The organism is Pseudomonas fluorescens, from assembly GCF_902497785.1.
In the GTDB taxonomy this organism is placed as follows: Bacteria; Pseudomonadota; Gammaproteobacteria; order Pseudomonadales; family Pseudomonadaceae; genus Aquipseudomonas; species Aquipseudomonas fluorescens_BO.
In genome coordinates this window covers 296,423-314,695 of sequence record NZ_CABVHK010000004.1, presented here as the reverse complement: position 1 = coordinate 314,695, position 18,273 = coordinate 296,423, and the positions used below count along the sequence as shown (strand labels likewise).

At 62.6% G+C, this 18,273-nt stretch carries 17 protein-coding genes; 14 read left to right on the top strand and 3 right to left on the bottom strand.

The genetic code is table 11. From position 1 onward, the window contains the following. Positions 1 to 5 precede the first annotated feature (5 nt). The 3 genes from F8N62_RS08380 to F8N62_RS08370 all read left to right on the top strand — a co-directional run bounded on the left by F8N62_RS08380 (position 6) and on the right by F8N62_RS08370 (position 4,599). The gene (locus tag F8N62_RS08380; protein WP_150710500.1) at positions 6 to 1,622 is read left to right on the top strand and encodes a FadD3 family acyl-CoA ligase; all 1,617 of its coding nucleotides are present in this window, start codon (positions 6 to 8) and stop codon (positions 1,620 to 1,622) included. 24 nt (positions 1,623 to 1,646) lie between these two features. Further along, complete coding sequence (locus tag F8N62_RS08375) at positions 1,647 to 3,293, top strand: DUF1302 domain-containing protein (protein WP_150710499.1); 1,647 nt, start codon at positions 1,647 to 1,649, stop codon at positions 3,291 to 3,293. Positions 3,294 to 3,366: 73 nt separating this feature from the next. Next, positions 3,367 to 4,599: an NADH:flavin oxidoreductase gene (locus F8N62_RS08370; protein WP_150710498.1), complete on the top strand. Its 1,233-nt coding sequence runs from the start codon at positions 3,367 to 3,369 to the stop codon at positions 4,597 to 4,599. 130 nt (positions 4,600 to 4,729) lie between these two features. On the opposite strand, the gene F8N62_RS08365 is transcribed toward F8N62_RS08370, so the two are convergent. Further along, positions 4,730 to 5,566: an alpha/beta fold hydrolase gene (locus F8N62_RS08365; protein ID WP_150710497.1), complete on the bottom strand. Its 837-nt coding sequence runs from the start codon at positions 5,564 to 5,566 to the stop codon at positions 4,730 to 4,732. Between the two features lie 260 nt (positions 5,567 to 5,826). On the opposite strand from F8N62_RS08365, the gene F8N62_RS08360 reads away from it, so the two are divergent. The 3 genes from F8N62_RS08360 to F8N62_RS08350 are packed head-to-tail and all read left to right on the top strand — an operon-like array spanning position 5,827 to position 7,984. Beyond that, positions 5,827 to 6,561 carry an SDR family NAD(P)-dependent oxidoreductase gene (locus F8N62_RS08360; protein WP_150710496.1) on the top strand — a complete coding sequence of 245 codons (735 nt, stop codon included), beginning with the start codon at positions 5,827 to 5,829 and terminating at the stop codon, positions 6,559 to 6,561. Positions 6,562 to 6,575: 14 nt separating this feature from the next. Then, the gene (locus F8N62_RS08355; RefSeq protein WP_150710495.1) at positions 6,576 to 7,349 is read left to right on the top strand and encodes an SDR family NAD(P)-dependent oxidoreductase; all 774 of its coding nucleotides are present in this window, start codon (positions 6,576 to 6,578) and stop codon (positions 7,347 to 7,349) included. Further along, a complete protein-coding gene (locus tag F8N62_RS08350; protein WP_150710494.1) occupies positions 7,349 to 7,984 on the top strand; it encodes a nuclear transport factor 2 family protein in 636 nt (211 codons plus the stop codon). Before F8N62_RS08355 ends, F8N62_RS08350 begins: the two co-directional genes overlap by 1 nt. A 120-nt stretch (positions 7,985 to 8,104) precedes the next feature. Here the strand turns inward: F8N62_RS08350 and F8N62_RS08345 are convergent, their stop codons facing one another. Continuing rightward, on the bottom strand, positions 8,105 to 9,298 hold the full coding sequence (locus F8N62_RS08345) for an acyl-CoA dehydrogenase family protein (RefSeq protein WP_150710493.1): 1,194 nt from the start codon (positions 9,296 to 9,298) through the stop codon (positions 8,105 to 8,107). Continuing rightward, positions 9,295 to 10,467, bottom strand: a complete 1,173-nt coding sequence (locus tag F8N62_RS08340; protein ID WP_150710492.1) for an acyl-CoA dehydrogenase family protein — start codon at positions 10,465 to 10,467, stop codon at positions 9,295 to 9,297. Before F8N62_RS08340 ends, F8N62_RS08345 begins: the two co-directional genes overlap by 4 nt. A gap of 193 nt (positions 10,468 to 10,660) precedes the next feature. On the opposite strand from F8N62_RS08340, the gene F8N62_RS08335 reads away from it, so the two are divergent. From F8N62_RS08335 to F8N62_RS08300, 8 genes are read left to right on the top strand one after another with little or no spacing between them, the layout of a single operon-like run. After that, positions 10,661 to 11,551, top strand: coding sequence for a VOC family protein (locus tag F8N62_RS08335; RefSeq protein ID WP_150710491.1), 891 nt, complete (start codon positions 10,661 to 10,663; stop codon positions 11,549 to 11,551). A 12-nt stretch (positions 11,552 to 11,563) separates the two neighbouring features. Continuing rightward, a complete protein-coding gene (locus F8N62_RS08330; protein WP_150710552.1) occupies positions 11,564 to 12,439 on the top strand; it encodes a CoA transferase subunit A in 876 nt (291 codons plus the stop codon). Positions 12,440 to 12,451: 12 nt separating this feature from the next. Then, positions 12,452 to 13,249, top strand: coding sequence for a CoA-transferase subunit beta (locus tag F8N62_RS08325; RefSeq protein ID WP_150710490.1), 798 nt, complete (start codon positions 12,452 to 12,454; stop codon positions 13,247 to 13,249). 15 nt (positions 13,250 to 13,264) lie between these two features. Next, positions 13,265 to 14,173, top strand: coding sequence for an enoyl-CoA hydratase (locus tag F8N62_RS08320; RefSeq protein ID WP_150710489.1), 909 nt, complete (start codon positions 13,265 to 13,267; stop codon positions 14,171 to 14,173). Further along, the gene (locus tag F8N62_RS08315; protein ID WP_150710488.1) at positions 14,170 to 15,282 is read left to right on the top strand and encodes an NAD(P)H-dependent flavin oxidoreductase; all 1,113 of its coding nucleotides are present in this window, start codon (positions 14,170 to 14,172) and stop codon (positions 15,280 to 15,282) included. Before F8N62_RS08320 ends, F8N62_RS08315 begins: the two co-directional genes overlap by 4 nt. Beyond that, the gene (locus F8N62_RS08310) at positions 15,279 to 16,031 is read left to right on the top strand and encodes an enoyl-CoA hydratase family protein (protein ID WP_150710487.1); all 753 of its coding nucleotides are present in this window, start codon (positions 15,279 to 15,281) and stop codon (positions 16,029 to 16,031) included. Before F8N62_RS08315 ends, F8N62_RS08310 begins: the two co-directional genes overlap by 4 nt. Before the next feature lie 9 nt (positions 16,032 to 16,040). Then, complete coding sequence (locus F8N62_RS08305; RefSeq protein ID WP_150710486.1) at positions 16,041 to 17,204, top strand: acyl-CoA dehydrogenase family protein; 1,164 nt, start codon at positions 16,041 to 16,043, stop codon at positions 17,202 to 17,204. A 9-nt stretch (positions 17,205 to 17,213) separates the two neighbouring features. After that, the gene (locus F8N62_RS08300; RefSeq protein WP_150710485.1) at positions 17,214 to 18,272 is read left to right on the top strand and encodes an acyl-CoA dehydrogenase family protein; all 1,059 of its coding nucleotides are present in this window, start codon (positions 17,214 to 17,216) and stop codon (positions 18,270 to 18,272) included. The last annotated feature ends 1 nt before the right edge of the window (position 18,273 follow it).

Genomic DNA, 18,273 nt, shown 5'->3' with positions numbered 1-18,273 from the left:
CCACGATGAATCAGAGCTTGAACCTTGCCGCGCCACTGAGCGCCGCGCCTGTCACCCTGGCCCAATTGGTCTTCAGCAGCGCCGAGCGTTTTGCCGGGCGCACGGCCATCGAGGAAAACGGCGAACGCCTCGATTTCGCGCAGTTGCCCGAACGTGTCATGGCGTTCACCCGCGGCTTGATGGCCCTGGGAATCCAGGCTGGCGACCGCATCGGTGTCTGGGCTCCGAACAGTGGCGAGTGGATTCTCGCGGCGCTGGGTATTCAGTGCGCCGGGGCGGTGCTGGTGCCGATCAACACGCGCATGAAAGGCGTTGAGGCCGCCGATGTTCTGGAGCGCAGCGGCTGCCGACTGCTGTTTATCCAACAGCGTTTTCTCGACACCGACTATCCGGCACTGCTCGCTGCGCATCGCCCGGCCTGCCTGGAACATCTGGTGATTCTCGGTGGCGACGCTCCCGTATTGCCCGCAGATTTGACGCTAGCCCGGTTCCTGCAAGGCGCCGCAACCATCGATGGAGAGAGCGCAAAACGCCGCGCCATGGCGATCGGTCCAGAAGCCATGTGCGATCTGTTATTCACTTCCGGCACCACCGGCAAACCCAAAGGCGTGATGAGCGGGCATGGTCAGAACCTGCGGGCCTTCAGCGAATACGTCAAGATCATCGGCCTGGTGCCGGGCGACCGTTACCTGATCGTCAATCCGTTTTTCCATGCCTTCGGCTACAAGGCCGGCTGGCTGACGTGCCTGATCGGCGGCGCGACCATCCTCCCTCACGCCGTGTTCGATGCCGAACAGGTGTACCAGCGCATCGCCCGCGAGCGCATCAGCGTGCTGCCCGGCGCGCCGACGCTGTACCTGTCACTGCTGGCCCATCCGCAGCTCAAGCAGACTGACCTGTCGAGCCTGCGCATCGCGGTGACAGGCTCGGCAAGCATTCCGCCGAGCCTGATCGAGCGCATGCGCAACGAGTTGGGTTTTGCCGTGGTGACCACCGCCTATGGGCTGACCGAGTGCGGCGGCCTGGCGACGATCTGCGATCCGCAAGACTCGGCGCAGGTGATCGCCGGCACCAGCGGGCGGCCGATCGCAGGCACCGAGGTGAGCATCCGCAATCCGCAAAACCAGGCACTGCACGCCGGGCAGACCGGCGAAATCTGCCTGCGTGGCTTTCACGTCATGCAGGGCTATTTCCAGAACCCGGAAGCGACTCGCGAGGCGATTGACAGCGAAGGCTGGCTGCACACCGGCGATGTCGGACGCCTGGACGAGGCCGGCAACCTGATCATCACCGATCGCCTGAAAGACATGTTCATCGTCGGCGGTTTCAACTGCTATCCGGCGGAAATCGAAGCCGCGCTGATCAGGCATCGGGCCATTGCCCAGGTGGCGGTGATCGGCATCGCCGATGAACGCATGGGTGAGGTCGGCTGTGCCTGCGTGGTGTTGCGCGAAGGTGAAGTGCTCGACGAGGCGCAATTGATCGCCTGGAGCCGCGAGCAGATGGCCAATTACAAAGTGCCGCGCCAGGTGCGCTTCTTCAACGCCTTGCCGCTGAACCCGTCGAGCAAGGTGGCAAAAAACGAACTGCGTGCTGCAGTGGCCAATGAACGGCACCCGTGAAAAACAACAAAAAAGGAGAGGAGCATGTTTATGCGAAACACTGTTGCGCGCCATTCGGGGCGCCTGATCGCCCGTCGCAAACTGTTGGCCACGGCCATCACCCTCGGCAGTGCCACGGCCTACGCCGCGCCGACCATTCAGCTGGGGGAAAACACCACGCTGGACTCGTCGCTGACGGTCAACTACACCGCCTCTATGCGTACCTCCAAGCAGGCGAACCAGTACCTCGGCGACCTCAACAACGACGACGGCACCCGTAACTTCAAGCGCGGCTCGTTGATCAACAACCGCCTGAGCCTGTTCGGCGAACTGCAGCTCAAGCACGACAATCTCGGGGCGGTGCTGCGCGGCAGTGACTTCTATGACGACGCCTATCACCAGCCCAACGCCAACGACTCGCCGGACACGGTGAACAAGCTCGGGCACAACGACGGTTTCAGCGACAAGACCCGCCAGCTCAGCGGCGGCACTGCACGGCTGCTCGATGCCTATGTGTATGGCAATTTTGATGTAGGCGAAACCCAGTACCTGTCGCTCAAGGCCGGACGGCATCTGGTGGCCTGGGGCGAGAGCCTGTTCTGGTCCAACATCAGCCAGGGCCAGGCACCGGTCGATGCCACCAAGTTCAACGTGCCGGGTACCGAGGCCAAGGATTCGTATCTGCCGGTGGGCCAGGTTTCGGCGTCGTGGTCGTTGAATGAAGATCTCGCGCTGGTGGGCTACTACCAATACGAGTGGGACAAGACCCAGCTCAACCCGGTGGGTGATTATTTCGGCAGTGACACCTTCGGTCCGGGCGCGGAGTTCTTCCGTCTCGGCAGCGGCCAGGTCAGCAGCCTGCCCAATGGTGCTGCGGTTGCCTATGCCGGTGAGACAGACGCCAGCGACAGCGGTCAGTGGGGTTTGGGCGTGCGCTACCGGATCACTGAAAACACCGAAGTCGGGCTGTTCCATTATCGCTACAACGAGCGTGTCGGCTCGCTGTTTTTCGACTTCAGCGGTGCCACCCAATATTCTTCAATGAAGAGTATCGGCCACACCGGCCAGGCGCTGTCTTACCGCATGGGTTACTTCGAAGACGTCGAGTTGACCGGCGTCAGTTTCAGCTCGAAAGTCGGTGACTCGGTGCAGTACGCCGGTGACCTGAGCTACCGCGACGGTGCCTCGGTCTACCTGGACAACGGCGCACCGACCACCGGGCAAATCTGGCAAGGCAACCTCAACGCCTCCTACATCCTTGGCCCAAGCATCCTCGCCCAGCAGACCACGTTCATGGGCGAAGTGGTGCATCAACACATTGCCGGCGTGGACAGCGTGACGATCACCGGCGGCGGGCCTGGCGTAGACGGCACGTTCGATGATTTCGAGTCGAGAACCCAGACCCGTGGCTCGACACTGCTGGGCATCGGCGCCTACATGGACTATCCGTCCATCGCCACTGGTGTGGACCTGAGCACCAAAGTGGTGTGGACGCAGAACGTCGACGGCAGTGCCTATCAGGGTCTGGGTCGCGACGAGAAACGCCTGACTGTGGGTGGCGACTTCAAGTACCTGGGCAACTTCCAGGTCGGCATGACCTATGTCGCCTACCTGAGCTCGCCGGATGTCGCCCAGGGCCGCTTGCTGGCGGATCGCGATTACCTGTCGTTCAACGCCAAGTACACCTTCTGATGAACCTGGTTGCGTGGCGATGTGGCGACGCAGCCGCCCTTTGTAGCCTGATAACAATAAAGAGAGGCCTTTCATGAATCCTTGTCCGACCCCGTCGCCGTTCAGCCCGGTCGCGATTGGCCCGCTGACCCTGAAAAACCGATTTATCAAGGCCGCCACCAACGAGGGCATGAGTGTGCAGGGCGTGCCTTCCAGGCAACTGGTCAAGCTGCATTCGGACCTGGTGGCTGGGGGTATCGCCCTGACCACTGTCGCCTACTGTGCGGTCAGCAATGATGGGCGCACGCTGCCCAATCAGCTGACCCTGAACCCGTCCAGCCTGCCACACTTCAAGGCCCTGACCGACGGCGTACATCAGGCCGGTGGCCTGGCCAGTGCGCAGATCACCCATGGTGGCTGCTTCACGTTTATTCGCGAGCGTTCTACCAAGCGACCGTTGTCCGCCAGCGGTGGCTTTAACAAGATCGGCCTGATGAGCGGCATGTTGCTCAAGCAGGCGATGAACGAAGCCGACATGCAACAGGTGGTGCGCGATTTCGCGCAGGGCGCGCGGCTGGCCCGCCAGGCCGGTTTCGATGCGGTGGAAATACACATGGGCCACGGCTATCTGCTCAGCCAGTTCATTTCGCCGATGTACAACAAGCGCCGCGACCAGTACGGCGGCAGCCTGGAAAACCGTCTGCGCTTCCCGCGCTGGGTGCTTCGCGCAGTGCTCGATGCAGTCGGCCAGGAAATGGCGGTGATCTGCAAATACAGCGTCACGGAGGGCGTGAGAGCCGGCAACAGCGCCGAGGACGGGGCGCAGATTGCGCGCATGCTGGAGGAGGAGGGCGCGCATCTGCTGGTGCTCAGCGCCGGGATGAATGCCGAGTCGATCACCACCATGTTTGGTTCGTCCTTTCCCAAGGAAAACCGCGTGCAGCAGAAGAACAAGATCATCGCCCTGGCCATGGCCATTCAGCGCCGCAAGGAGCCGACCGTAGAGTTTCGCGAGCTGTATCTGCTGGAGCATGCGCGCAAGGTGCGTGCGGCGGTGAAGATGCCGCTGGCCTATCTGGGCGGTGCGAAGAGCCTGGCGAGCATCGAGCAGATAATGGCCGAAGGTTTTGACCTGGTCGCCATGGGGCGGGTGCTGCTGGCGGAAAACGACTACGTCAACAAGCTGGCCAGTGGTGCCAGTCGTGATTCGATCTGCACGGCTTGCAACCGCTGTGTGGCAATGATGTACACGCCTGGTGGAACGTCTTGCGTGTTGGGCAAGCCAGGGGATGCACAGTTGAACAGCCAACCGGCGGCTGGGCGCTAACCTCTCTGTAGGAGCGAACTTGCTCGCGAAGGTCGTTAACGATAGCGCGTGTTTTCTGCATGAGCGCGTTGTTCTTGAGCCCATCGCGAGCAAGCTCGCTCCTACAAAGGGGGGGCGCAGTGTTTGCCGATCACCCGTGTTGCAGAAACTCGACACAACTACGGTTGAACAACTCGCGATGCTCGACCTGCACCCAGTGCCCGCAACGGTTCAAGATAATAAACCGCGCATTCGCTGCCCCGTCGATGATGCGCTGGGCACCGCTGATTGGATTGAAGTGATCGTCGTTGCCCCAGAAGCCAAGAATTGGACACTGGATCTCACCCAGGCGTGCTTCCATGTTCTGCACCCTCATCGTGCTGAACAGGGTCTGCGGCTGCAGAACTGCCACCGCCACGCGTTCCTGCAGCAGGCTTTCCGGCAGGATCGAGGGGTCGAACAATTGCAGGCTCATCATGCTGCGCATTTCGTTCATGCCGATAGGGCCGGCGGCGAACAGGCTGACCATGCGCACGATGCCTTCCATCTTGAAGTAGGTTTCCCGCTCCTCGACACCGCCCGGTGCCAGCAGGATCAGGCTCTGCGGCAGTTGCGGCAGACGCAGGGCCAGGCCCAGGGCAATCGCTCCACCCAGCGAGTTACCGAGGATCGTGCAACGGCGCACGCCGATGGACTCGAGGAACGCCGCCACGCAATCGACGAAAAAATCCAGGTTGTACTGCACGTCTTCGGGCTTGTCTGAACGGCCGAACCCCGGCAGGTCCAGCACGATGTTGCGATACCCGGCGGCGACAAACTGCGGGTAGTTGCCCTTGAAGTTGCTGAAGCCACTGGCGCCCGGGCCGCTGCCGTGCAGCCATAGCACCACGGGGCCGGTGCCCTCATCCAGATAGTGCAGGCGCAAACCGTTGTTGGGCAGCGTTGCGTAATGGCCTACCGGCAATGGCAAGTCTACGGGTTGGTTCATGAGGTTCTCCATGTTCTGCGGATTCGTAAGGCACAGCCACGTCAGGCGCGCCAGCGGGTTGAAGGGGAACGCTGCACCTGACGGGGCGTGCACTTGCCAATGCTGGGCGTGCGGGGGGATGCCTGCATCGTCCGTTCAGACCACGTGGCGATAGTCCCATCGGACGATGTGTGCCAGGGCACTTGCCGCTAATCATTCAGGAAGCGGCGCTACTGCATGGGCAGCAGGTCGCAACGTATTGGCTCATTTGGAGATTACTAATGAAGTTACTCAACAAAGTGGCGTTTGTGACCGGCGCAGCGCAGGGCATGGGTCAGGCTATCGTCCGCGGTTTCGTTGCCGAAGGCGCTAGGGTCGTGGCGGTCGACCTGGACCAGGACACCTTGGCCAAGAGCCTCGCAGACCTGGGCGACAAGGTCCTGGCCGTGGCCTGCAATGTCGGTGACGGAGCTTCTGTGGCCGATGCCATGGGCCAGGCCGAGCAGCACTTCGGTGGCCTCGACATCCTGGTTAATAACGCGGGCGTGGGGGCGCTGGACAGCTTTCTCGAAACACCGGACGAGAGCTGGGCGCGAGTGATCGGCGTGAACCTGGGCGGCACATTCCTGTGCTGCCGCGAAGGCGCCAAGCTGATGGTCAAGGGCGGGCGCAAAGGCGCAATCATCAACCTGTCCAGCACCGCCGCGCTCACGGGCGAAGGCCCGAGCCATTACTGCGCTTCGAAAGCCGGCGTCATGGGCCTGACCCGTTCGATTGCCCGCGAACTGGCCGCCAGCGGCATTCGCGTCAACACCTTGGTGCCGGGGCCGACCAACACGCCGATGATGGCTGGCATTCCGGATGACTACATGCAAGCGCTGCTGAAAAACGTGCCCCTGGGCCGCATGTGCGAAACCGACGAGATCGCCAGGGTTGCGGTATTCCTGGCCAGCGAAGACGCCAGCTTCATGACCGGGCAGAACATTGCCGTCAACGGCGGCATGGCCTTTATCTGATCAGGGAGAAACGTATGAGCAAACGTCTGCAAGGAAAAATCGCCTTCGTCACCGGCGCCGGTTCCGGCATCGGGGAAGCCACGGCCCTGCGATTCGCCGAAGAGGGCGCCACGGTGGTGCTCTGTGGTCGTCGCATCGAACCGCTGCAAGGTGTGCAGGAAAAGATCCACGCCTTGGGTGCTCAGGCCGAGATCACCGTGGCCGATGTCAGCGATGAGCAAGCCTACGTCGAGGCCCTGCAAGCCACCGCGCAGCGTCATGGACGCCTGGACATCCTGGTCAACAATGCGATGGCTTACACCTGGGGGGGCATTGACTCGATGACCACCGCTGACTGGCACGCCAACTTCGCTACCACCGTCGACGGTACCTTCTGGGGCACCCGCACGGCGATGCAGTTGATGAAGGCGCAGGGTGGCGGTTCGATCGTCAACATCGCGTCCATCTGCGGCTTGTTCGGCACAGCGTCGATGGCCGGTTACTCGGCGGCCAAGGCTGCGGTGATCAACTTCAGTCGGGCGGCGGCCAGTGAAGGCGCACCCCACAACATCCGCTGCAACGTGATCATCCCGGGCGTGGTCGACACCCCGGCCACTGCGGGCATGCTCGGGGATGCGAAGGCGCGCGCCAACACGGAAAAAGTCATCCCGATGAAACGGGTCGGCCTGCCGGTGGAGCTGGCCAACGCGATTCTGTTCCTGGCCAGCGACGAAGCTTCGTATGTCACCGGCGCGAGCCTCGCGGTGGACGGTGGACGCGGTTCCGACCTGTACACGGTGTTCGAGTGATGGGCGAGGACAGCAACGCCTTTCTGGGGCGTATCGACCGCCTGGAGTCGCTGGACGCGATCCGCCAACTGGCCGGCAAATACGCCCTGGCCCTGGACATGCGCGACATGGATGCCATGGCCAACTGCTTTGCCCCGGACGTGCGTGTGGGTCGCGACAAGAGCGGTCGCGCGCACCTCAAGGCCTGGCTGGACGAAACCATGCGCAAGCAGTTCCACGGTACGGCTCATCACCTGGGCCAACACATCATCGAATTCAGCGATGCCGATCACGCCACCGGCGTGGTCTATTCGAAGAACGAGCATGAGACCGGTCCCGAGTGGGTGATCATGCAGATGCTGTATTGGGACGACTACGAACGCATCGACGGGCGCTGGTGCTTCCGCCGGCGCCTGCCGTGCTACTGGTATGCGACGGACCTGAACAAGCCACCGATTGGCGGTCGGAAAATGCGCTGGCCGGGGCGTGAGCCCTATGCGGGCAGCTTTCATGAGCTGTTCCCGTCGTGGGATGCGTTCTGGGCACAACGGCCGGACAAGGACACCTTGCCGCAAATCGCCGAACCGGCACCGCTGGAGGGCTTTCTCAACACTTTGCGGCGTGGAGCGGACACCCCGAAAATCCGCGTGCGCTGAACACCTGTCTGTAGAAGTGAGCCTGCTCGGGATGGACGTTAACGAAGATGCGTATTTCCTGAATGAACGCGGCGTTAAATAATCCATCGCCAGCAGGCTGGCTCCTACAAAGGGCGGTGTTTAATTCGTGATGCGCGGTTCGCGCGGCATCCCCAACGCTCTCTCGGCAATCACGTTGCGCTGGATTTCATTACTGCCGCCGTAGATGGTATCGGCGCGGGTAAACAGAAACAGCGACTGCAGGCGATTGAGCTGATACGGCGCCGCGTCGAGAATTTCCGCGTCATCGCCCAGCACATCCATGGCCAGCTTACCCAGGTCGCTGTGCCAGGTAGACCAGGCCAGTTTATAGATCATCGCCTCGCGCCCCAGGTTACCGTCCTGCGGACCGGAAAGCATGCGCAGCGAGTTGTAGCGCAGCACCTTGAGCCCGGCCCAGGCCTGGGCGATGCGCTGGCGCAATAGCGGGTCACGGGCGGCACCATTGGCGCGGGCGATGCGAATGACTTCATCGAGTTCGTTGTGAAACTGCATCTGTTGGCCCAGCGTCGATACGCCGCGCTCGAAACCCAGCAGTGCCATGGCGATCTTCCAGCCGTCGCCCGGTTGACCGATCAGGTTGTCGGCGTGGGTGACGGTCTGCTCGAAGAACACTTCGTTGAACTCGCTGGTGCCGGTCAGTTGCTGGATTGGTTGCACGCGGATGCTGTCCTGGGCCATTGGCACCAGCAGGAACGACAGACCGTGATGGCCCTGGCTGCCAGGCTCGGTTCGCGCCAATACGAAACACCAGTCAGCCTCGTGGGCCAGGGATGTCCAGACTTTCTGCCCGGTGATCAGCCAGTGATCGCCACTTTCAGCCAGTTTCGCCCGGGTTTGCACATTGGCCAGGTCGGAACCGGCCCCCGGCTCCGAATAGCCCTGGCACCAGAAATGGCTGCCGTCGAGAATGCCGGGTAACAGGCACCGCTGCTGAGCTGGCGTGCCGAACGCGGCAAGCGTCGGGCCGACCAGACCTTCGCCGATATGGCCCATGCGTCCGGGACCTCCGGCGCGGGCATATTCCTCGTGAAAAATGACTTGCTGGCTGATCGACAGTCCGCGGCCGCCGTGTTCTTTGGACCAGCCAACGCCGATCCAGGCACCGGCGGCCAACTCGCGTTCCCAGGCTTTGCGTTCTTCGGGAAAGCTGTGCTCATCCCCCGGACCGCCGCGAAAACGCAAGGGCGCAAACGCGCCGCAAAGGTGCTCGGCCATCCACTGGGCGACCTCTTCGCGGAATGCTTCGTCGGCACGACTGAAACCGATTTTCATGCTTGCTCTCCTAAAAGATACGCGGCCAGACGCTCGCGGTGCAGCGCCGGGCTCCCCAGCAGATGCTCGCTGGCGCGAGCGCGTTTGAAGTACAGGTGTGGATCGTATTCCCAGGTGAAACCGACGCCGCCATGCAGCTGGATCGACTCGGCGGCGCAGTGAAAAAACGCTTCACTGGCATGGATCTTTGCGGTGGCTGCGGCTTGCTCAAGCTCTTGGGCCACCGTTGCATCGCCTTGCGGGTGCAGATGTTCCTGAGCCACGCAGGCCGCGTAGTACGCTGCCGATCGGGCGCATTCGACTTGCAGCATCATGTCGGCGCAGCGGTGTTTGATGGCCTGGAAACTGGCGATGGTGCGTTTGAACTGGCGGCGCTCGGCAATGTACGCCAGGGTCAGGTCGAGAGCCTGTTGGGCCCCACCAGTCTGCTCGGCGGCGAGGCCGATGGCCGCTATCAGCAGGGTCTCGCGCAGCACCGCCCAACCGTGAACAGGGCCGCAGAGTTGTTGGGCGTCGCTAACCTGCACCCGATGCAATTCGATGCGAGCCAGGCGCCGGGTCTGGTCCAGGGTGGCCAGCGGAGTGCGCATCACGCCTGGCGAATCAGCCGGCAAGACAAACAGGCTGATGCCTTGTTCGTCCCGGGAGCCGGGGGCGCGGGCGGCGACGATCAACAGGTCGGCCGAGGCGCCATCGATAACCTGGGCGTACTGGCCGTCAAGCGTCCAGCCTCCCGACTGCGGTTCGGCGACGGTTTGCACGCTGCTGGCCTGTAATCCGGGAACACTGGCGAAGGCCAGGGTGGCGCGAGTTTGGCCAGCGGCAATCGCCCCCAGCCAGTGTTCCTGCACCGCCTCGTTGTGGCCCAGCAGCAGGGCCGGTGTGGCCAGGCACGCCGTGGCAAACAGTGGCGAACCGAGCAGGTAGCGACCGCTCTGTTCCAGCAGGATCGCCAGCTCGACGAATCCCAGGCCCATGCCGCCAAAACGCTCGGGCACCATCAGGGCTGGCCAGTAGAGTTCTTGGCTGATCCGGCGCCAGACTTCGGGGTCATGGGCGTCCGGAAGGATCATTGCGGCGCGCACGGCATGTGTGTCGCTGACCTGGGCGAGAAAACGCTCGGCACTGTCGCGAATCATCAGGTGCTCTTCGGTAAAAGCGAACTCCATGGGGGGCTTTCTCTGCAAGGCGGATGTGTGCGCAAAGTCTGGGGCTGGGGGGCGGTGTTCGAATCACTAAAACGGACTAGAAGCGGCGCGCCGTCGTTCCTGCAGCTGCTTAGTCTCAACGGACGATGAAGCCTTGGGCAGCGCTTTGCACAATGCCAGCCACGTAAGCCTTTCAGCCAACGAGGACCAAGGCATGATCGACATTCGCGGTTTGAGCTATTTCGTCTCGCAGATCGAGAACCTCAGCCATTGGCAGCGTTACGCCGAAGATGTGCTGGGTATGCAAGTGCAGCCGGCACCGGGCGGTGGCTTGTACGTGAAAATGGACGAGCGTCCGTTCCGTATGCTCGTCGTCGAAGGCAGCGAGGCCAAGTACCTGGCGTCCGGTTGGGAGCTGGCGAGTGAGCGGGCATTCCAGGCGGCGCTTGAGCACTTGCGCGCTGCCGGTATCGAGTGGCAATCGGGTACCGCCGCGGAGATCGACCAGCGCGGCGTGCAGGCACTGGTCAAACTCACCGATCCGTCGGGCAACACCCATGAGTTGAGCTGGGGGCATCGCTCCGATTGCCTGCCGTTCATTTCGCCGCAAGGCGTGCCGCGCTTTATCACCGGCGACATGGGCCTGGGCCACACCGTGCTGCCGGCGCCGAATTTCGACGCCACACTAGCGTTCGCCAAGGATGTGCTCGGCTTCGAACTGTCGGACATTTTCAACTTTCGCCCCGACCCGTCGGCGCCGCCGATCCGGATCCACTTCCTGCATTGCCAGAACGCCCGCCATCACAGCCTCGCGCTGGCCGAATACCCGGTGCCGTCGGGCTGCGTGCACGTCATGGTCGAGGTCGATTCGATGACTGAGGTCGGGCGTGCCCACGACCGTCTGCACGCCCATGACGTAAGCCTCTCGGCGACCCTCGGGCAACACCTCAACGACCGCATAACCAGCTTCTACATGAAGACGCCGTCCGGTTTCGATCTGGAATACGGCTTCGGCGGGTTGCAGGTCGACTGGTCCGAGCACTCGGCATTCGAGTTCACCCGCGTGAGCATTTGGGGGCACGACTTTTCGGTCGGCCAACAGTAAGGAATTGTCATGATGAATAAACAACTGACGGCGGCCGATGCGGTCGCCCAACTACGTGACGGCATGACCATCGGTTTCGGCGGCTGGGGTCCGCGGCGCAAGCCGATGGCCATCGTGCGCGAGATCCTCCGGTCGCCGGTCAAGGACCTGACCGTGGTGGCCTATGGCGGTCCTGAAGTGGGCATGCTGTGTGCCGCCGGCAAGGTCAAAAAACTTGTGTTCGGCTTCGCCACCCTCGACGCGATACCGCTGGAACCTTACTACCGCATGGCCCGCGAAGCCGGTGAGCTGGAGCTGATGGAACTCGATGAAGGCATGTTCCAGTGGGGCCTGCGGGCTGCAGGTATGCGCTTGCCATTCCTGCCAACCCGGTGCGGCCTGGCCACCGATGTGGCGCGCCTCAATCCGCAAATAAAAACCATCCAGTCGCCCTATGCCGATGGCGAAGTGCTGCTGGCGATGCCGGCACTTAACCTCGATGTGGCATTCCTGCATGTGAACGTGGCCGACCGCTTGGGCAACTGCCTGGTGACCGGGCCGGACCCGTATTTCGATCACCTGTTCGCTCGTGCTGCCAACCAATGTTTCGTTTCTTGCGAACGTCTGGAAGATCGCCTGGCGCTGAGTGCCGACATGGCCCGCTTTAACACGTTCGAGCGTTACCTGGTGAGTGGTGTAGTGCACGCGCCTCTGGGTGCACACCCGACGCTCTGCGCCCCGGATTACGGCTGGGACATCAAGCACCTCAAGAACTACGTCGCCAGCAGCCAAGCTGAAAACGGCTGGCACGACTATGTGCAGACCTACATCGCCAGTGGCGAGCAGGCCTATCAGGCGCAGAACGGCGGTGCCGATTCCATGGGCGCTTTGCCCCTTCCCGTGTTCTGAGGAATAGCGATTATGACTGCAACCTGTGATTTCACCCTGGCTGAACTGATGATCGTTGCCGCTTCTGAAGCCTGGCGCGGTAACGGTGAAGTGATTGCTTCCGGCCTGGGCGTGATTCCGCGCCTGGGTGCCAGCCTGGCCAAACTGACCCACAGCCCGGAACTGTTGATGACCGACAGCGAGGCGTTCCTGATCGAAGAGCCTATCCCCTTGGGGCCACGTGGCGACTATGTGCCGCGTTATTCCGGCTACATGTCGTTCGAGCGGGTCTTCGAATGCGTGTGGGGCGGCCGCCGTCACGCGATGATCGGGCCGACCCAGATCGACCGCTGGGGCCAGACCAACCTGTCGTGTGTCGGTGACTATCTAAAACCCAGGACCGCGATCCTCGGTGTGCGCGGCTTGCCCGGCAACAGCATCAACCACCTTAACTCCTTCTTCGTGCCCAGCCACAACACCCGGGTGTTTGTCAGCGGCGAAGTGGACATGGTCTCCGGCGTCGGCTTCAAGGCCGACCGTTGGCCAGCAGGCGCTCGCCGAGACTTGATGGACATCCGTTGCGTGGTCAGCGACCTCTGTGTTCTCGACTTCGACGGACCGGAGCGGGCTGTACAAGTGCGCTCGCTGCACCCCGGCGTGACGTTCGACCAGGTCCAGGACAACACCGGTTTCCCGTTGCTCAAGTCGGCACAGCTGCATGAAACCGTGCAACCGACCCACGAACAGTTGGCGCTTATCCGTCGACTCGACCCCCACGATTATCGGGCCACGGCGATCAAGGGCAACCCGCCCGGCATCCGTACGGCCTGACCCAAGGAGGCGCGCATGCACAGCAGCGACAGTGAGTTCATCGTCCGCCCGGACAACGCCGTCTACGAGACGGACACCCCGGTGCTCTACAGCGTGGCCGAGGGCATCGCCACGCTGACGCTGAACCGGCCGACCTTCAACAATGCGCAAAACTCGCAGATGACCTACGCCCTCGACGCCGCGTTCCGCGAGGCGGTGAACGATGACAACGTCAAGGTCATCGTCCTGCGTGGCAACGGTAAACACTTCTCGGCGGGCCACGATATCGGCACGCCAGGACGGGATATCGACAAACCATTCGAGCGCGCACACCTGTGGTGGGATCACACCAACAAGCCCGGTGGCGAGCAACTGTATGCTCGCGAGCAAGAGGTGTACCTGGGCATGTGCCGGCGCTGGCGCGAACTGCCCAAGCCGACCATCGCGATGGTCCATGGTGCGTGCATCGCCGGCGGGCTGATGCTGGCCTGGGTCTGCGACCTGATCGTCGCCAGCGACGATGCGTTTTTCCAGGATCCGGTGGTGCGCATGGGCATTCCGGGGGTGGAATATTTTGCCCATCCCTATGAAATGAACCCGCGTATCGCCAAGGAGTTTCTCTTCACCGGCGACCGCATGAGCGCCAGCCGCGCCTGGCAAGTGGGCATGGTCAACCGCATGGTCCCGCGCGAAGAGCTGGAGCAGGCGACTTACGACCTGGCCGCCGGCATTGCCCGTCAGCCACGTATGGGGCTGGCCCTGACCAAGCAGGCGATCAACCACGTCGAAGACCTGCAAGGCAAGCGCACGGCGATGGATGCGGTGTTCGCCTGGCACCACTTTGCCCACGCTCATAACGAGCTGTTGTCCGGCGACAAGCTGGGCGGCTTCGACGCCAAGGGCATGGCCCGCGCCAACAAGCAGGCCGAGGACAAAAGCCAATGAACCGCTGGCTGCAGACGCCGCTGACCGAAGCCCTAGGTTGCCGTTACCCGATCATTCAAACTGCCATGGGCTGGGTCGCCGATGCCAACCTGGTGATTGGTACCACGCAAGCCGGAGGCTTCGGTTTCCTGGCCGGGGCGACCATTGCCGCCGATGAACTGGAAGGCGAAATCCGCAAGGTGATCGACGCCACCGGCGGCAGCAATTTTGGTCTCAACTTTCATATGTTCCAGGACAACGCCGCCCAGTGCGTCGACCTGGCGATTCAATACCGCCTGCGTGCCGTGAGCTACGGCCGTGGCCCCGACAAACAGACCATCGCGCGGTTCAAGGCGGCCAATGTGTTGTGCATCCCGACTGTGGGTGCCTTGAAACACGCGCTCAAGGCCGTCGAACTGGGCGCCGACATGATCACCGTGCAGGGCGGCGAAGGTGGCGGTCATACCGGCGGTGTGCCCAGTTCGATCCTGCTGCCCCAGGTGCTGGCGGCAGTCAAGGTGCCAGTGATCGCAGCGGGCGGTTTCTCCACCGGCCGCGGCCTCGCTTCGGTGCTGGCCGCCGGGGGGGCCGGGATTGCCATGGGTACGCGGTTTCTCATGACCCGCGAATCGCCGACACCGGCTGCGACCCTGGAACGCTACCTGAAGGTCAACGATCCGCAGCATGTCCGCGTGACCACCGCAGTGGATGGCATGCGCCACCGCATGATCGAAAACCGCTTCATCAATCATCTGGAGCGGGCCGGCTCATTCGGGCGCCTGCGCATTGCCCTGGGCAGCGCCTGGCAATGGAAGCAGCAGACCGGCATGAGCCTGAGTCACATGGCTTCAGTGTTTATCCGGGCCTTGCGTGAAGACCCCTCGCAACTGTCGCAGGTCGTCATGGCGGCAAACCAGCCGGTGCTGTTGCAGCGCTCGATGGTCGATGGCGTCCCGGACGAAGGCATCTTGTCCAGCGGCCAGGTCGCGGCGGCCATTGGTGAGTTACTCACCTGTGGCGAAGTCATCGAAAGCATCGCCGTCGAAGCCCGGCAATGCCTGGATGCGCTACTGGCACGCAGCCAATCGCCCACCTCAATTCATCCCGCCAGTCTCGGAGAACTCCTGTGAACCAGGCATTTACCACGCAACTCAATCAGGGGATCGCTGAACTGGTGATCGCCAAACCTCCGGTCAACGCCCTCGACAGCGGCGAATGGCACGCCCTGGCGCAACAGATAGAAGCTCTGGGTGCCAACCCCGAAGTGCGGGTGATCGTGATTCGCGCTGAAGGTCGCGGTTTTTGCGCCGGGGTCGACATCAAGGAACTGGACAAATACCCGGAGCGCATCGTCCAGGTCAATTCGGGTAACTACGCCACGTTCAAGGCCGTGCACCGCAACCCGGTGCCGGTGATTGTCGCGGTGCATGGTTTTGTCCTCGGCGGTGGCATTGGCATCACCGGTGCGGCAGATATTGTCGTCGCCTCGGAGTGCGCGACCTTTGCCCTGCCGGAAGTCGACCGCGGTGCCATGGGCGGCGGTGCGCACCTGCAGCGGTTGTTCCCGGTGCAAAAAGTCCGCTACCTGTTTTTTACCGGCGACAGCATCAGCGCACCGGATGCCCTGCAATACGGCTTTATCGAACGCATCGTGCCCAGGGACCAACTGCGCGAAACCGCGTTGGCCATCGCGGCGAAAATCGCTGAAAAAAGCCCGGGCATGATCCGCATCGCCAAGGAAGCCTTGAACGGCATCGAAGACGGCAACCTGGAAGACAAATACCGCTGGGAGCAGGGTTTCACCATGCAGGCCTATAGCAGCCCGGACTCTGCGGAAACGCGCCGGGCCTTCGTCGAAAAACGCGACGCCAAGTTCTGAGATAACGCCATGGACCTGACTTACACCCCCAAGCAAACCGCCTTCCGCGCCGAAGTCCGCGCCTGGCTGGCAGCCAACCTGCCACACGAACCGCTGGCCAGTTACGACACCCGCGAGGGTTTTGAACAGCACCGCGCCTGGGAGGCCAAGCTGTTCGAGAGCCGCTGGTCGATGGTGATGTGGCCGGCCGATCTCGGCGGTCGTGGTTGCGACCTGATCGAGTGGCTGATTTTCGAAGAAGAGTATTACGGTGCGGGCGCGCCGATGCGCATCAACCAAAATGGCCAGTTGCTGCTAGGGCCGACCCTGATGGAGTTTGGCACCGAGGAGCAGAAGCAGCGATTTCTGCCGCGCATGGCCGCCAGCCTGGACATGTGGGCGCAAGGCTGGTCGGAGCCTAATGCCGGGTCCGACATGGCGGCGATTACCAGCAAGGCTGTGCTCGATGGCGACCACTACGTGATCAATGGGCAGAAAACCTGGTCGAGCCGGGCGACTTTTGCTGACTGGCTGTTTGGCCTGTTCCGCAGCGAGCCGGGATCGACCCGTCACCATGGCTTGTCGTTTGTCATGGTGCCGCTGGATACGCCGGGGGTCAGCATTCGCCCGATCAAGGCGCTTAACGGCAAGGAATCCTTCGCCGAGGTATTTTTCGACGACGTGCGCGTGCCGGTCGCCAACCGCATTGGCGGCGAAGGGCAGGGTTGGCATGTGGCGATGGCCACCGCCGGTTTCGAGCGCGGGTTGCTGCTGCGTTCGCCCGCCCGCTTCCTGGCTCCGGCGCGCAAACTGGTCGAGCTGTACAAAGCCAATCGCGCCAGTGCCGACCGTGATCCCGGCCTGCGCGATGCCGTGCTGGACACCTGGATGACGGCCGAAGCTTATGCGCTGTCGGCCTATCACACGGTGGGGCGCTTGAGCCGCGGTGAGCAAATCGGTGCCGAATCAAGCATCAACAAAATCATCTGGTCGGAGCTGGACCTGAAGCTGCACGAGACTGCCATGCGCATTCTCGGCACCCGTGGCGAGCTGTTGGCAAAAGGTGCGCAAGCGGGCGATGCGGCGGGCTGGCTGGAGGGCTTCCTGTTTGCCCAGGCCGGGCCGATCTACGCCGGGACCAACGAAATCCAGCGCAACATCATCGCCGAGCGCATGCTCGGTTTGCCGAAATAAGGAACCGCCATGGACTTCACTTTCAACGACGACCAGTTGGCGTTCCGCGAAGCCATCAGTCGCTTCCTGATGACCGAAGCCGCCCCTGAAATGCTCCGGGAAATCTGGGAAACCGATGTCGGGCGTTCCCGCGATCTGCGCAACAAAATTGCCGAGCAGGGGCTGACGGCCCTATCGGTGCCTGAGGCGGAAGGTGGCCTGGGCATGGATGACGTGACCTGGGCGTTGATGAGCCAGGAGCTGGGCTACTACGCCATTCCCGATTCATTGGCCGATACGGCTTATGTTGCCTGTGGCCTGCTCGCGGCCCTGCCGGCGCAGCATCCGGCCCGCGCCGCGCTGTTGCCACGGATTGCCGATGGCAGCCTGCGTCTGGCGATCAGTCATCCGGTCAATCCCCTGGTCAGCGATGCGCATTCGGCTGAAGTGCTGATCCTTAGCGACGGCGATGACATCCACGTGGTGCCGCGCGCCCACGTGGATGTGCAAAACCAGCCGAGCATCGATGCCTCGCGGCGTCTGGGCCAGGTGACCTGGAACCCTGGGCCGGTCACCTGCATCGCCAGTGGTGAACAGGGGCGTGCGTTGTTGGCGTGCGTTCTGGACCGTGGTGCGCTGTCGGTGGCCGGGCAATTGCTCGGGCTGGCGCAGCGCATGCTCGACCTGTCGGTGGACTATGTGGCCCAGCGCAAACAGTTCGGCAAGCCGATCGGCAGCTTCCAGGCGGTCAAGCACCACCTGGCCGATGTAGCGCGCTACATCGAACAGGCCAAGCCCGTGTTGTACCGCGCCGCCCATGCCATCGCCCGGGGCGATGTGAACGCCGGCGTGTGGGTGTCCCAGGCGCGCCTGGCAGCCAACGAAGCGAGCTGGATTGCTGCGCGCAAGGGCATTCAGGTGCATGGCGCGATGGGCTACACCTGGGAAGTGGATCTGCAGATGTTCATGAAGCGCGCCTGGGCCCTCGATCCATCCTGGGGTGATCGCGGCTTTCACAAAACCCGTGTCAGCGACTACCTGTTCGCCGACACCACCGGCCTGGGGCCGGGGCACACTTTCGAGGAATGAC

Coding starts and splice junctions, on each gene's coding strand:
- F8N62_RS08380 (WP_150710500.1), top strand. CDS start 6: ATGAATCAGAGCTTGAACCTTGCCGCGCCACTGAGCGCCGCGCCTGTC.
- F8N62_RS08375 (WP_150710499.1), top strand. CDS start 1,647: ATGTTTATGCGAAACACTGTTGCGCGCCATTCGGGGCGCCTGATCGCC.
- F8N62_RS08370 (WP_150710498.1), top strand. CDS start 3,367: ATGAATCCTTGTCCGACCCCGTCGCCGTTCAGCCCGGTCGCGATTGGC.
- F8N62_RS08365 (WP_150710497.1), bottom strand. CDS start 5,566: ATGAACCAACCCGTAGACTTGCCATTGCCGGTAGGCCATTACGCAACG.
- F8N62_RS08360 (WP_150710496.1), top strand. CDS start 5,827: ATGAAGTTACTCAACAAAGTGGCGTTTGTGACCGGCGCAGCGCAGGGC.
- F8N62_RS08355 (WP_150710495.1), top strand. CDS start 6,576: ATGAGCAAACGTCTGCAAGGAAAAATCGCCTTCGTCACCGGCGCCGGT.
- F8N62_RS08350 (WP_150710494.1), top strand. CDS start 7,349: ATGGGCGAGGACAGCAACGCCTTTCTGGGGCGTATCGACCGCCTGGAG.
- F8N62_RS08345 (WP_150710493.1), bottom strand. CDS start 9,298: ATGAAAATCGGTTTCAGTCGTGCCGACGAAGCATTCCGCGAAGAGGTC.
- F8N62_RS08340 (WP_150710492.1), bottom strand. CDS start 10,467: ATGGAGTTCGCTTTTACCGAAGAGCACCTGATGATTCGCGACAGTGCC.
- F8N62_RS08335 (WP_150710491.1), top strand. CDS start 10,661: ATGATCGACATTCGCGGTTTGAGCTATTTCGTCTCGCAGATCGAGAAC.
- F8N62_RS08330 (WP_150710552.1), top strand. CDS start 11,564: ATGAATAAACAACTGACGGCGGCCGATGCGGTCGCCCAACTACGTGAC.
- F8N62_RS08325 (WP_150710490.1), top strand. CDS start 12,452: ATGACTGCAACCTGTGATTTCACCCTGGCTGAACTGATGATCGTTGCC.
- F8N62_RS08320 (WP_150710489.1), top strand. CDS start 13,265: ATGCACAGCAGCGACAGTGAGTTCATCGTCCGCCCGGACAACGCCGTC.
- F8N62_RS08315 (WP_150710488.1), top strand. CDS start 14,170: ATGAACCGCTGGCTGCAGACGCCGCTGACCGAAGCCCTAGGTTGCCGT.
- F8N62_RS08305 (WP_150710486.1), top strand. CDS start 16,041: ATGGACCTGACTTACACCCCCAAGCAAACCGCCTTCCGCGCCGAAGTC.
- F8N62_RS08300 (WP_150710485.1), top strand. CDS start 17,214: ATGGACTTCACTTTCAACGACGACCAGTTGGCGTTCCGCGAAGCCATC.